Source organism: Streptomyces sp. NPDC104581, from assembly GCF_055583685.1.
In genome coordinates this window covers 1-13,744 of sequence record NZ_JBVJNN010000075.1, presented here as the reverse complement: position 1 = coordinate 13,744, position 13,744 = coordinate 1, and the positions used below count along the sequence as shown (strand labels likewise).

General features: G+C 72.0%; 7 protein-coding genes. 5 read left to right on the top strand and 2 right to left on the bottom strand.

Features of this window, described 5'->3' with window-relative positions:
• Positions 1 to 1,531, bottom strand: a 1,531-nt coding sequence (locus ACZ61E_RS31990; protein WP_469703864.1) for a condensation domain-containing protein, incomplete at its 3' end; no start/stop codon positions are given.
• A 67-nt stretch (positions 1,532 to 1,598) separates the two neighbouring features.
• Positions 1,599 to 3,617, bottom strand: coding sequence for an AMP-binding protein (locus ACZ61E_RS31985; RefSeq protein ID WP_469703862.1), 2,019 nt, complete (start codon positions 3,615 to 3,617; stop codon positions 1,599 to 1,601).
• A gap of 365 nt (positions 3,618 to 3,982) precedes the next feature.
• Between ACZ61E_RS31985 and ACZ61E_RS31980 the strand changes: the two genes are divergently transcribed.
• The 5 genes from ACZ61E_RS31980 (at position 3,983) to gntD (ending at position 13,616) form a co-directional block, all read left to right on the top strand.
• Entirely contained in the window at positions 3,983 to 4,708 is a 726-nt protein-coding gene (locus ACZ61E_RS31980; RefSeq protein WP_469703860.1) for a thioesterase II family protein, read from the top strand.
• Entirely contained in the window at positions 4,705 to 7,803 is a 3,099-nt protein-coding gene (locus ACZ61E_RS31975) for a condensation domain-containing protein (RefSeq protein WP_469703859.1), read from the top strand. The genes ACZ61E_RS31980 and ACZ61E_RS31975 overlap by 4 nt, the downstream gene beginning before the upstream one ends.
• Before the next feature lie 51 nt (positions 7,804 to 7,854).
• Complete coding sequence (locus tag ACZ61E_RS31970; RefSeq protein ID WP_078078457.1) at positions 7,855 to 8,055, top strand: MbtH family protein; 201 nt, start codon at positions 7,855 to 7,857, stop codon at positions 8,053 to 8,055.
• A gap of 33 nt (positions 8,056 to 8,088) precedes the next feature.
• Positions 8,089 to 12,540 (top strand): non-ribosomal peptide synthetase family protein, encoded by a 4,452-nt coding sequence (locus tag ACZ61E_RS31965; protein WP_469703857.1) that lies wholly within the window; start codon positions 8,089 to 8,091, stop codon positions 12,538 to 12,540.
• Positions 12,541 to 12,611: 71 nt separating this feature from the next.
• Positions 12,612 to 13,616, top strand: a complete 1,005-nt coding sequence (gntD, locus tag ACZ61E_RS31960) for a guanitoxin biosynthesis L-enduracididine beta-hydroxylase GntD (RefSeq protein ID WP_469703855.1) — start codon at positions 12,612 to 12,614, stop codon at positions 13,614 to 13,616.
• Positions 13,617 to 13,744: the final 128 nt, after the last annotated feature.

The window sequence follows — 13,744 nt, the reverse complement described above, 5'->3', positions numbered from 1 at the left end:
CCAGACGATTCGACCGCTCCTCCAACTCCCCATACGACAACGACCCACCCACACCAACAACCGCCACACCCCCACCACCAGACCGATCAACCACCACCTCCACCATGTGCTCGACCCGGCCACCCACCGTCACACCGGACAGCGCAGTGCCCGCAGAGAGCGAATCCGCGCGCTCCCGCTCCCCCACCGACCGCACATCCAACTCCGCCAACTCCCGGTCAGGAGCATCGACAAGCGCGGTGAGTGCGGTGTGGAAGCGGCCCGCGAGGAGGGTCGCGGTGTCGGCGGCGAACAGGTCGGTGTCGTAGCCGAGGAAGCCGGTGATGCCGTCCTCGCCCTGCCACAGGTACAGCTCGCAGTCGTTGCGGATGGTGGTGGGCGCCATCACCATCGGCCGGACGGGCAGCTCGCCCAGGTGGAGGTCGGGCAGCTGCGGCTGGAGCACGAACAGCACGTCGAACAGCGAGGTGCCGCGCTGTCCTACCTGTTCGGCCACCGTCTCGAAGGGCACGTCGGCACCGCCGTAGGCGTCCAGGCAGGTGTCCCGGACGGCGTGCAGCACGTCACGCCCGGTCAGGGCGTCGGTGGTGTCGGTGCGCAGCGCGAGCATGGTCGCCAGCGGGCCGACGGCGCCCGGGGCCCGGTGGCGTTCGCGGGTCGCGATGGGCGATCCGACCGTGATGTCGGCGTGGCCCGCCGTGCGTGCCAGGGTCAGGTGGAAGGCGGCGAGCAGCACCATGAAGGGGGTCATGCCCGTGCTGTCGGCCAAGTCCTCAACGCGGCGCAGCAGTTGGGGGTCGATGGAGATGTCGACGTGGTCGGAGCGGAACCGTCGGGTGCCCGGTCGGGGCCGGTCGGTGGGCAGGGCCAGCGGGCGGGCGCCGGCCAGCCGGTCCCGCCAGGCGGCGAGTGCGGCCGGGTCGGGGGTGGCCGGGACCGGGGGCAGCGGGGTGGCGGGGCCGAGGGGCGAACCCGTGTAAAGGGCGCCGAGTTCGGCGAGGAACACACCCAGTGACCAGCCGTCGGCCACGATGTGGTGGGCGAGCAGCTGGAGGTGGGCGGTGCCGTCCGCGAGTGTCCAGACGGCCACGCGCCACAGCGGGCCCGTCGCGAGGTCCACGGGTTCGGCGGCTCGGAGGTCCGCGGCGGCGCGTGCGCTCCCGCGGCCGGCGTCGGGGCCGAGGTGGCCGAGGTCGGTGACGGTCAGGTCGGGTGCGGCGTCGGCTTCGGGGGTGACGGCGCAGGCGGTGCGGTCCCCCTGGGGGAACGTGGTGCGCAGCACGGCGTGCCGCCCGGCGAGTGTGCGGAGTGCTCCGGCGAGGCGGCCGGTGTCGACGGGGCCCGCCACTTCGGCGTCGAAGCGCAGGATGTTGGCGGCCGTGCCGGGGTGGATCTCCTCGAAGAGGCGCAGGCCGAGCTGGATGGGGCTGACCCGGGGGTCGGCGGGTGCGGTGGCTTCCGGTGTGCGGGCACGCCAGCGGGCGAGGAGGTCGCGGCCAAGGGCGGCGGGTACCTGAACGTTGTCTGACACAGGCGTCGTCCTCCGTTTCGTCACCGGACGTGTCCTCCGCTTGGTTTGCCGGGTTCGGGTGTCGGCCTCACTCCTGGGACATCAGGGTCTTGACCCGTTGCAGTGCGTCGGCGGGAGGTACTCCGTCGTCGGCCCAGCGCTGGGCGAGGCGTGCGGTGAGTTCGCGGGGCGACTGGGCGCGGAGCACGTCCTCGACGCGTACGGGGAGGGTGAGGGCGTCCTCGACGACCGCGGCGATCTCCGCCGCGCGCAGGGAGTCTCCGCCCATGGCGCTGAGGGTCTCGTCGGGTCCGCAGGAGGGGACCTGGCAGACGGCGGCGAAGATGGAGGAGAGGAAGAGGGTGAGGAGTTCCGCCTCCTCCGCGGTGGCGGTGGCCGGTGTGGCGGTGACGGTGGTGTCGCCGAGTTCGCCCGCGAGGTGGCGGGTGCGGGCCAGGGAGTGCTGGATCTTCCCGCTGGTGGTGCGGGGGATGCTGCGGGGCGGGCAGAGGACCACGGTGTGCACGCGGACTCCGGTGGCGGTGAGGACCCGGGTACGGATGTCGGCGGCGACGGCCGCCGGGTCGTGGTCCTTGCCGGCGACCTCGACGGCGATGACGACCTCTTCGTCCGGGCCGCTGAAGGCGGCGGCGGTGGGCCGTACGGCGGGGTTGTCCTCGGCGGCGGCCGAACAGAGGTCGTGCGCGTGGTGGTTGACCCCGTTCTGGATGATGACGTCCTTGCGGCGGCCGGTGACGGTGAGGTGTCCGGCGCGCAGCCGGCCGAGGTCGCCGGTGCGCAGGTGGCGGGTGCCGTCGAGGAGGCCGAAGAGTTCGCTGTCGGGGGTGCCGGTGCTGTTCCAGTAGCCGTCGCTGATGCTGGGGCCGCTGATCCAGATCTCGCCCTCGGCGCCTTCGGGGGCGGGTGTGCCGGTGTCGGGGTCGACCAGGGCGAGGTTGTGTCCGTCGATGACGGGTCCGCAGTCGACACGGCCGTCCTCGTCCACGCTGTCGTGGGCGGTCCAGTGGCGTCCGGTGACAATGAGGGTGGCCTCGGCCAGTCCGTAGCAGGGCAGGAACGCCTCGGGGCGGAAGCCGTGGGCGGCGAAGCGCTCGGTGAACCGGTGGAGCGTCGCGGGCCGGATCGGTTCGGCGCCGTTGAACGCGAGCCGCCAGGTGCTCAGGTCGATTCCGGTGAGGTCGCCGGTGGCGGCGCGCCGGTCGCAGAGGTCGTAGGCGAAATTCGGACCGCCGGTGTGGGTGATGCCGAGTTCGCTGATCTGCCGCAGCCAGGAGAGCGGGCTCTTGAGGAAATGCACGGGTGACATCAGGCGGACCGGAAATGCCCCGTGGACGGGCGTGAGTATGAATCCGATGAGCCCCATGTCGTGATAGGGCGGCAGCCAGGACACGACTCGCGCGGTTTCGTCGAGTTGGAACACCTCGGTTATCGCCTTGATGTTGGCGAGAAGATTCCGGTGTTGCAGGACAACGCCTTTCGGCTGTCCGGTGCTGCCGGAGGTGTACTGGATGAGAGCGGTGTCCTCGGGGGCCGCGGCGGTGCGCAACAGCTCGGCCAGGACGTCGGGATCGGCGGCGGTGGACCCCGTCGGTCCGGCGGTCCCGGGGCCGTTCTCGCCGGCGCCGTGCTCGTGGGTGGCGTCCTGGGCGGCGTCGTCGAGAGTGAGCACCCGCGGCAGGTCCTCGGCGCCGAGGCCCGAGGTGAACAGTCCGAGCACCAGCGGGTCGGCCAGCAGCGTGGTGGCCCGCGAGTCCTCGAGGATCCGCAGGAAGCGGGCCGTGATGCGGTCGGTGGAGCCGAACAGCGGCGGATAGGCGGGAACTGCGGGAACGCCGGCGAGCAGGCAGGCCCAGACGGCGACGACGAAGTCCAGGCCGGGCGGGTAGAGCAGCAGCGCGGGGCCGTTCTGTCCGCCGTCCGCGCGCAGTCGCGCCGCGGTCCGGGTGGCACGGTCGAGCAGCTCCCCGTAGGTGAGGCTGTCCACTCGCCCGTCGTCGTGCAGGTACTCGTATGCCATCTGCTCGCCGCGGGTCGCGGCGTGCCCGACGAGGGTGTGCACGAGTGTGGGGCGAACGGGGCTCGGCATCGGCGGACTCCATTCCCTCGGCCGCGGGCGGCCCGGTGTCGGATCGACGTATCGGGGAGAGTGCGGGGATCTTCGGCGGTGCGGCGTGAAGGTGACACACGTCGGCGCCGATGCAATTAAAAGCGTGCTGTCTCTCACTCGGCTCTCAGTTCCTTATCGCTCGCCTCTCAGGCCGGTACGAGGTCATTGAGCGGCGTCGGATGAAACTGGTAGGGATAGGATTCCGCACTGCGATCCGGTCGGTGAATCCCTGATCCGGTGGTGCCGTTCCAGCACATTCTCGTGTTCTACGTTCGCCATCTCCGATGGAGGTAGATGTGCGCCCGACCCGACTGAGTTCCCGTTGGTTCAGATCATTCGGTGAAGTGGCCGATCCGGTCAGCGAGGTGGTGTGCTTTCCGCATGCCGGGGGCAGTTCCGCGGAGTTCCGCGGCTGGCACCGTCACACCTCGGCGCTGAAGGTCACCGCGGTGCAGCTGCCGGGCCGGGAGGTGCGGCTCGGGGAGCCGCCGTTCCAGGAGATGAGCGCGCTCGTCGACGCGCTGGCGCCCGCGCTGAGGCCGCTGACCCGCAGGCCGTACGCGTTCTACGGGCACAGCATGGGGGCGCTGGTCGCCTTCGAGGTGCTTCGGCGGTTCGTTGAGCTGGAACTGCCGCTGCCCGTCGCGTTGTTCGTGTCGGGGCGGGACGCCCCGCAGTACGCGGACCAGGAGCAGGTGCACCATCTGCCGGACGCGGAACTGCTGGACCGGCTGCGGGCCTGGGAGGGGATGGAGCCCCAGGAGCTGTCGCAGTACGAGGAGTTGGTGGCGCTGATGCTGCCGACCATCCGGGCCGATCTGACCCTGGCGGAGACCTACGGGTACGTGCCGGGCCCTCCGCTGCCGGTGCCGGTGCGAGTACTGCGCGGTAACCGGGACCCGCTGGTGCGGCCCGGGGACGCGGGCTGGGCCCGGCAGACCTCCGAGGACTGTTCGGTGCAGGACTTCGACGGAGGTCATTTCTTCGTGCAGGACCACGAGAGGAGCGTCGTGACCTTCATCGAGTCGGCACTCGGTGCCTCAGCCGCGAGGGAGGCGGGGACCCAGTGAGCAGTTCGTCGTACGCGGGTGGTGTCGGCAGCGGCGAGTCCCGCGACTACAGCGACTACTTCGTGCTGCCGGCCGCGCCGGCGCAGCGGAGCCTCTGGTTCGTCTGCCAGTTGAACCCGCCGAGCAATGCCGCGTACAACGTGGTGAGCGCGGTGCGGCTGACCGGTGATCTGGACGTCGTACTGCTCCAGCAGGCGGTCAACGCGGTGGTGGCGCGGCACGAGAGCCTGCGCACCGGAGTGGGCCTGGTCGACGGCGATCCGCACCAGTTGGTGCTGCCGGAGGCGCTGGTGTCGCTGCCGGTGGTCGACTGTTCCGACCTGTCGCCCGAGGCGGCCGGGGAGCGGGTGCAGCGGCTGGCCAGGGAGCAGGCGGCGCTGCCGTTCGCGCTGGACGCGCCGCCGCTGCTGCGGCTGGTGCTGGTGCGCGAGGCACCGCGCCGGCACACCATGATCGTGACGATCCATCACCTGGTCTGCGACAGCTGGTCGATGGATGTGTTCTACGGCGATCTCGCGGACGCCTACCGGGGGTTGCGGGAGCGCGGCCGGGCCGGTTTCGGCGAGCTGCCGGTGCAGTACGCCGACTATGTCGGCTGGCTGGACGAGCAGTTGGCCGGTGAGCGGATGGACCGGATGGTCGCCCATTGGCAGGAGGCGCTGGCGGGTACGTCACCGCTGGAGCTGCCGGTGGACCGCCCGCGGGACCAGGGGCGCGGCGGGGACGGCGGCCGGGTGGAGGAGCGGCTGGACGGTCCGGCGACCGCCGCGCTGGAGGAGCTGGCCAAGCGGTCCGGCGGGACGCTGTTCATGGTGCTGCTCACCGGTTTCATGGCGACGCTGGCGCGCGTGACGGGCCAGGAGGACGTGGTGGTGGGCACGCCGGTGGCGGGCCGGCACCATCCGGACTCGGAGCGGCTGGTGGGGTTCTTCGCGAACACCCTGGTGCTGCGGGCCCGGTTGCCGCTGCGCGGTGGGTTCGATTCGGCGGCCGGGGTGGTGCGCGATGCCTGTCTGGGCGCGTTCTCGCACGACCGGATGCCGTTCGACCGGCTCGTGCAGGAGGTCGGGCAGACCCGGGCGCTGGACCGCAATCCGCTGTTCGACGTGATGTTCTCGATGCCGAACACGCCCGCGGCCGAGGTGCGGCTGCCCGGTCTGACCATGGCACCGGTGGAACTGACCGGTACGGCGGCCAAGTTCGACCTGTGGCTGACGGTGCTGCCGGATGGGGACGGACTGCGGCTCCAGCTGGACTACGACCGGGGCCTGTACGACGAGGCGACGGCGGCGCGGATCGTGGAGCTGCACCGGCTGGTGCTGGCGGACGCGCTGCGGGACCCGGCGGTCCCGGTGGGTGCGCTGCCCCTGGCGGCGGACACGGCCGCGGTCACCTCGGAGACGGGGCCGGAGGCGACCGTGCCGGCCGCGCTCACCGTGCCGGGGCTGCTGGCCGGGCGCGGCGCGGACGACATGGTGCTGTCGTCGGCCGATGCCGTACTGACCTTGGGTGAGTTGCGCGAGTGGTCGGCGGATCTGGCCGGCCGGCTGCGGGCGGAGGGGATCGCGGGGCCCGGTATGCGGGTGACCACTCCCCCGGTGCCTTCGGCGGCGCTGATCGCGGTACTGCTGGCGGCGTTCGAGGTCGGCGCGGTGCCGGCGTACGGGCAGCGGCACGACCGGGCGGGTGCGTTCGTCCGGCGGGCCGAGGACGAGCCGGGTGGCTGGCTGATCACCACCGGGCCGCGGTTCGACCCGGTGGCGGACGCGGGCCCGCCGGGTCCTGACGCGCCCGCCTGGTGGTCCGGTGACGGAGGCGGGTCCGGGGCGACGCTGTCGCACGGGGCGCTGGCCGCCGCGCTGGCGAGCGTCGCGGAGCGGCTGTCGGTGTCGGCGGAGGACGATGTCCTGCTGCTCGACGGCGGCGCCCCGCCCTCCCTGGTGGACCTGCTGATGCCGCTGGCCCATGCCCGCAGCCTGATGCTGTCGGGGGCGCAGGTGGCACCGGCCGGGCCGCCCGCAGCTTTCGTACTGGCCGATCCGCCGACCTGGCGGCGGGTGCTGACCGAGGGCTGGGAACCGCCGCCCGGGGCACGGCTGGTGTGTGTCGGCGAGGTGCTCGCCCCCGATCTGGTGGGCATGCTGACGCGGACCGGCGACACGGTGTTCCTGGGCCGTCCGGGCCCGCAGCCGATGGCGGTGCCGGCCGCGCTGGCGCCGCTGGACGAGCGGCGGGCGCGGCGGCTGGGACCGCCGCCGGCCGGGGTGGTGCGGAGCCTGCTGGACGTTCGGGGCGCGCCGGTTCCCGCCGGTCTGGTGGGCGAGTTGTACGTGGCCGACGAGACGGGCACCGCCGTACCGGTGGGGCTGCGGGCCCGGCGGGCCCGGGACGGGGCTCTGGAGGCGGTCGGGCCCGGCGAGGGCCGGCTGTTCGTCGGGGACCGCGCCGTACCTGCGGCGGCCGTCGAGGGGGTGCTCGCCGGTTTCCCGGGGGTGGGCGCCGCCGCGGTGACCACGGACGCGGGCGGGAACCGTCTGATCGCCTGGCTGGTGCCGGACGGCACCGTCGCGGCCGGCACCGTGGGGGAGCGTGAGGCGCTGGCCGCGGACATCCGCGGCCGGGCCCGCTCCGCGCTGCCCGGCTACCGGGTCCCGGCGGTCTTCGGGGTGCTGGACGAACTGCCTCTGGGGCCCGGTGGCGAGCCGGACCGGGGGGCGCTGCCCGCGGCGCCGGAGCAGGCGCCGCGTGAGGTGGTGGCGGAGGTGCCGCCCCGCAACGGGGTGGAGCGCCGCGTGCTGGCGATCTTCCAGAACGTCCTGGGCCTGTCGGTGGTCGGGGTGCACTCCGACTTCTTCGGGCTCGGCGGCCACTCCCTGCTCGCCGCGAAACTGCTGAGCCGCGTCCGGGCCGAGTTCGGCCTCCAGGTTCCGGTGCGCGACTTCTTCCGGCTGCCGACCCCGGCCGGACTCGCGGAGGCCATCGAGGAACTCGAACGGGCCCGCGACCGCAGGCCCACGTCCGACGAGGCGCTGCTCGCCCAGCTCGCCGGGATGTCCGACGACGAGATCGACCAGCTCCTGCGCCATCTGAACTGACCGCGGGACATCCGTACCGACCGATCACCCGACACACCACGAGGAGCCCTCATGGGTATCGACGACGCCGACACCGTCTTCCAGGTCGTCACCAACGAGCAGGACCAGTACTCGATCTGGTTCGCCGACCGGGCGGTGCCCGCGGGCTGGGCCGCGAACGGTCCGGCCGGCACCAAGCAGGAGTGCCTCAAGCACATCGAGCGGGTGTGGACCGACATGCGTCCCCGTTCGGTCCGCGAACGCTCCGCCTGACCGCATCCGACAGCTAGGACGGGAGTCCACCGAATGAGCGGGCAGCAAGAGATCAGTTCCCTGACGTCCGACGAGAAGCGCGCGCTCCTGGCGGGCCTCCTGGACGCGTCAGCCAACGTCACCAGCAACCTGACCCTGGAACAGCGCCGACTGTGGCTGCTGATCCAGCTGGACGAGAAGCGGCCCTGGCAGACCAGCGTCGCCGTCCGGCTGACCGGCCGGACAGACCCGGCCGTGCTCCAGCAGGCACTGTCGGCGAGTGTGCAGCGCCACGAGGTGCTGCGTACCACCTTCCGTACGGTGGACGGCCACCCGCTGGCCACCGTACGGCCGGTGGCTTCACTGCGGCTGCCGGTGGTCCAGGTGGACCCGGACCGCCTCGACGCCGAACTGGCCCGGATCGCGGCCTCCGAGACCCGCCGCCGGTTCGATCTGGCGCAGGGTCCGCTGGTGCGGGCGAGCCTGCTTCGGCTGGGCGAGGAGGACCATGTACTGCTGTTGACGGTGCATCAGCTCGTCGCCGACCGGCGCTCGGTGCGGCTGCTCACCGACGAGGTCCTCTCCGGGTACGCGAACCTGCTCGGCGGGAGCGCGGAGGTCACCGCGGTCGCCGCCGAGCCGCAGGCCCTCGCCGCCGCCCAGCGCGCCTGGCTGGCAGGTGACGACGCCGAGAAGGACATCGAGTACTGGCGCGGCCGTACGGCGGGCCTCAGCACTCTGGAGCTGCCCACGGACCGGCCCCGGCCGCCCGTGAAGACCATCGACGCCGACGTGGTGACGGTGCCGGTGCCGACGGAACTGCGCGCCGAGCTCGACGCGTTCACGGCCGGCACCGGGCACCGCCTGTCGCGCGTGCTGCTCGCCGGGTACACCGCGGTGCTGTCCCGGCACGCCCAGCAGCAGGGGTTCGCGGTCGGCGTGCCCGTCCCGCCGTCCTGGCAGGACGGCGCCGGTGATCTCGTCGGCCCGCTGGAGAACACCCTGCCGGTGCGCTTCGACCTGGAGTCCGGCGAGACGCTGACCGGGCTGCTGCGGCGGACCGACTCGTCCCTGGACGAGGCGCTGGCGCACGGCCGGCTGCCGTTCGAGCAGATCGTGGAGGCGGCGCAGCCCGCCCGCGACCTCAGCCACACCCCGCTGTTCCAGGCCCTGTTCGGCTTCGAGGAGGAGTGGAGCAGCCGCGAGCTGCCGGGCGCCGTCGCCAGTCCGGTGAACCTGCCGGTCACCTGGACCCCGCACGACCTCGACCTGTTCGCGGTGCGCCGTGACGGGGAGCTGTCGCTGCGCGCGCAGTTCAACACGGCGCTGTTCGACCGCGACACGGCCGAGCGGCTGCTGGACCGGCTGCTGCTGCTCCTGAAGTCCGCGGTCGCCGAACCGGACCGTGCGCTTGCGGACTTCTCGCTGCTCTCCGGCCCGGACCAGGAGCGGCTCACCGCGTGGAACGCGACCGGCACCGAGCACGCCGGGCCGCGTCTGCTGCACGAGCTGGTCGGGGAGGCCGCCGCGGCCAACCCGGACACCCTGGCGCTGACCTCCAGCACGGCGGAGCTGACGTACGCCTCGCTGGAGCTGCGGGCCGACGCGCTGGCCGAACGGCTCGCCGGTCTCGGCGCGGGCCCGGAGACCCTCGTGGGTGTTCTGGCCGACCGGTCGGTGCACACCATGGTCGCGCTGCTGGGCGTGCTGAAGTCGGGCGGCGCGTACGTGCCGCTGGACCCGTCGTACCCGGCGGACCGTATCGCGTCGATCGCCCAGGACGCCGGGATCTCCCTGGTCGTCGGCGCCCAGTCGGCGCTGGACGGGTTCGCCGGCAAACTGCCGGGGCTGGAGGGGGTGGCGGTGCCGACCGCAGATCCCGAGGGCCCGGTGACCCGGCCCTCCGTGGCGGTCGGGCCGGACAGCCTGGCGTACGTCATCTACACCTCCGGGTCCACCGGCCGCCCGAAGGGCGTGGCGGTGGAGCACCGGCAGATCGTGCACTCCACGCTGGCCCGTTCGGTCATCGAGGCGCCGGGTCTGCCGGAGCGCTATCTGGTGCTGGCCCCGTTCACCTTCGACGCCTCGGGCGGTGGTCTGTACTGGACGCTGCGCCGCGGCGGCACGGTCGTCGTGCCCGACGAGCGGGAGGTCCTGGACCCGCGGCTGCTCGGCGCGCTGATCCGGGACAAGGAGGTCACCCACGTCGACGGCGTGCCCTCGCAGTACGCGGTGCTGCTGGAGGCCGAGCCGGAGGCGTTCCCCTCCGTGCGGACGACCGTGCTGGCCGGTGAGGTCCTGCCGCCCAACCTGGTCGAGGCGCACAACCGGCGCTCGCCGCAGGTGGCGCTGTTCAACGAGTACGGTCCGACCGAGGCGACCGTCTGGGCGTCGGTGCACACGGTGACCGCGCAGGACGCGGCGGCCGGCCGGGTGCCGATCGGCCACCCGATCCCCAACACCCGTCTGCACCTGCTGGACAAGCGGCTGAGCCCGGTGCCGCCCGGCGTGCCCGGTGAGCTGTACATCGGCGGCGGCGGTGTGGTCCGCGGTTATGTCAGCCGTCCGGGGATGACGGCGGGCAGCTTCCTGCCCGACCCGTTCTCCGACGAGCCGGGGGCCCGGCTGTACCGGACCGGTGACCTGGCCCGCTACCGGCAGGACGGCAGCGTCGAGTTCCTGGGACGCGCGGACACCCAGATCAAGATCCGCGGTTTCCGGATCGAGCTGACCGAGATCGAGAACGTGCTGCGCCGGCACCCGCTGGTCGCCGAGACGGCGGTCATCGCGCGGGAGGACCAGCCGGGCGTGCAGCGCCTGGTGGCGTACGTGGTACCGGTCGTCGGCCGGGTGCTGACCAAGGAAGCGCTGATCAAGCACGTACTGGCGCAGGTGCCCGACTACATGGTGCCGGGCGCGTTCGTGACGCTGGAGCGGATACCGCTCACCCCGAACGGAAAGGTGGACACCGCGTCACTTCCCGCGCCCGACCTCGGTATCGAGGACTTCGTGGAGCCCGGGACCCAGCTCGAGGCGGAGATCGCGGAGACCTTCTGCTCGCTGCTGGGCGTGCCCGCGGTCAGCGCGGTGGCCGACTTCTTCGAACTCGGCGGCAACTCCCTGCTGGTGGCGCGGCTGACCGCGCAGCTGGCCCGGACGCACGACGTGACACTGCCGGTGGAGCAGATCTTCCGGGTGCCCACGGTGGCCGGCGTCGCCGCGGCGATCGAGGAGGACCGGCGGCAGCGCGACAACGTGGACAGCGAGGTCCTGTACGCGCAGCAGCTGGAGGAGCTGCACGAGGAGGTCCGGCTGCCCGAGGAGATCACCCCCGGGGACCTGCCGCACTCCGAGTGGTTCAACCCGCAGCACGCGCTGGTCACCGGTGCCACCGGTTATCTGGGCGCTTTCCTCGTGGTGGAGCTGATCAAGAGCACCGAGGCCCTCGTGCACTGCCTGGTCCGGGCGGAGAGCGAGGACGCGGCGTGGGAGCGCATGGAGCAGACCCTGCGCACCTACCACGCGTGGGACGAGTCGTACCGCTCCCGGATGCGCATGGTCATCGGTGACCTGGCCAAGCCGCGGCTCGGCCTGAGCCCGGAGGAGTTCACGGCCTGCGCGTCGCGGATCGACGTGATCTACCACAGCGGCGCGGTGGTCAACTTCACCTACCCGTACGAGGCGGCCCGCCCGGCCAACGTCGAGGGCACCAAGGAGGTGCTGCGGCTGGCGACGACGGAGACGCTGAAGTCGGTCCACTTCATCTCCAGCGTCGACGTGTTCATGGGCAGCGGGGCGGAGCGGCCGTTCACCGAGGAGGACCTGGACAGCGGCCCGATCCGGATTCCGACCGGCTACCCGCGCAGCAAGTGGCTGGCCGAGAAGATCATGTACATCGCGCGGGACCGGGGCATCCCGGTGACCGTCCAGCGCCCGTGGATGATCACCGGCCACGCCGAGACCGGCGCCTCGCACCACACCGACTACCTGTACGTGTATCTGCGGGGCTTCCTCGACCTCGGTGTGCTGCCGCTCTACAACGACGTCATCAACGCGGTGCCGGTGGACTTCACGGCGCAGGCCGTCGTCTACACCTCGCTCCGCGAGGAGAACTTCGGGAAGAACTTCAACATCACCAACCCGGCGCCCACCACGATGCAGCAGTGCTACCAGTGGCTGCGGTCGTTCGGCTACAACCTCGACGTCATCGACGAGGAGGACGCCAGGCAGCGGGCGCTGGACGTGGGCGAGGACCACATCCTGTTCCCGATGACCCCGCTGCTGCGGGTCGCCACGATGCGCCACGCCGCGCTCGACCCGGAGCTCCAGAAGCAGATCAACCCGATGGACGAGTGCCGGGTGCTGACCGAAGCACTCGAAGGCTCGGGCATCAGCTGCCCGCCGGTGGCCGAGGAGTGGGCGCACTCCTGCTTCCGGTTCCTGGTGGACGGCGGTTACCTGCCCGATCCCGAGACGTTCGTCGCGAAGCAGGACACCGTCAACTGATCGTCAGGACAAGGAGAACTCGTGAATACACGAGGACGCTTCCCTTCGGATCTCGGGGGAGCTGACCGCCGATGATCCGATACCTGGACCTCGACGCGGCCGAAGGGGCCGCTCTGGACACGCTCACTCGCTCGGTCCTGCGGGACCACGGTACGAGCAGCGCCCCGGCCCTGCTGGACGACCTGTCCGTGCAGGCGCACCGGCTGCCACCGCGGCTGATCCGGGAGCTGCGGGATTTCCGGCACGCGGAGACGGCCTCCTGCCTGGTCGTACGGGGCCTTCCGGTGGACGACGGCCGGCTGGGACCGACCCCGCTGGACTGGCGGGAGCCGCCCAGGGAACCGGAGTCGGGGGTGCATGAGGTGGCGCTCATGCTGGCGACCGCTCACCTCGGGGACCTGTTCGGCTGGTCGACCCTTCAGAACGGGCGGCTGGTGCACGACGTGCTGCCGGTCCCCGCGCACGAGAACGACCAGAGCGGTCACGGCACGGTGGAGCTGGCCTGGCACACCGAGGACGGCTTCCACCCGTTCCGCTGCGACTATCTGCTGCTGCTGGGGCTGCGGAACCATGACGCGGTGCCGACGGTGGTGGCCGGGGTGGACGAGGTGTCGCTGACGGACGAGCAGCGGGAGGTGCTGAGCCAGCCCCGGTTCCTGATCCTTCCGGACACCGAGCACCTCAAGCACGCGCGGAAGCTGACCCAGAGCAAGGGCAGCATGCACGCGGTGCAGCGGATGCAGGACGAACCGGAGCCGGTTGCCGTGCTGTTCGGGCATCCGGACCGGCCGTACCTGCGGATCGACCCGGCGTTCATGTCGCCGCTGTCGGGTGATCAGGAGGCCGCGGCGGCGCTGAACGCGCTGACCGGGGAACTGCAACGGAACCTGACCGAGGTCGCGTTGGCCCCCGGTGACCTGCTGGTGATCGACAACTACCGGGCGGTGCACGGCAGGAGCGCGTTCAAGGCCCGGTTCGACGGAACGGACCGCTGGCTCAAGAAGGCGGTCGTCACCCGGGACCTGCGCAAGTCGCGGGCCCACCGGGAGACTCCGGCGGAGCGCGTCCTGCTCTGACGGGCCGTGGGAGCAGACAGAAGCGGGGGGGGGACCCCGCCGAGGATCTCCCCCACCCCCCCCCCAACGCCTCCCCAAAGAGCCTTCCCCCCCTCCCCCCCCCCCCCCCCCCCTCCTCCCACACCCCC

Bases quoted from the DNA above. Each gene is read 5' to 3' on its own strand.
- ACZ61E_RS31985 (WP_469703862.1), bottom strand. From the start codon at position 3,617: ATGCCGAGCCCCGTTCGCCCCACACTCGTGCACACCCTCGTCGGGCAC.
- gntD (WP_469703855.1), top strand. From the start codon at position 12,612: ATGATCCGATACCTGGACCTCGACGCGGCCGAAGGGGCCGCTCTGGAC.
- ACZ61E_RS31970 (WP_078078457.1), top strand. From the start codon at position 7,855: ATGGGTATCGACGACGCCGACACCGTCTTCCAGGTCGTCACCAACGAG.
- ACZ61E_RS31965 (WP_469703857.1), top strand. From the start codon at position 8,089: ATGAGCGGGCAGCAAGAGATCAGTTCCCTGACGTCCGACGAGAAGCGC.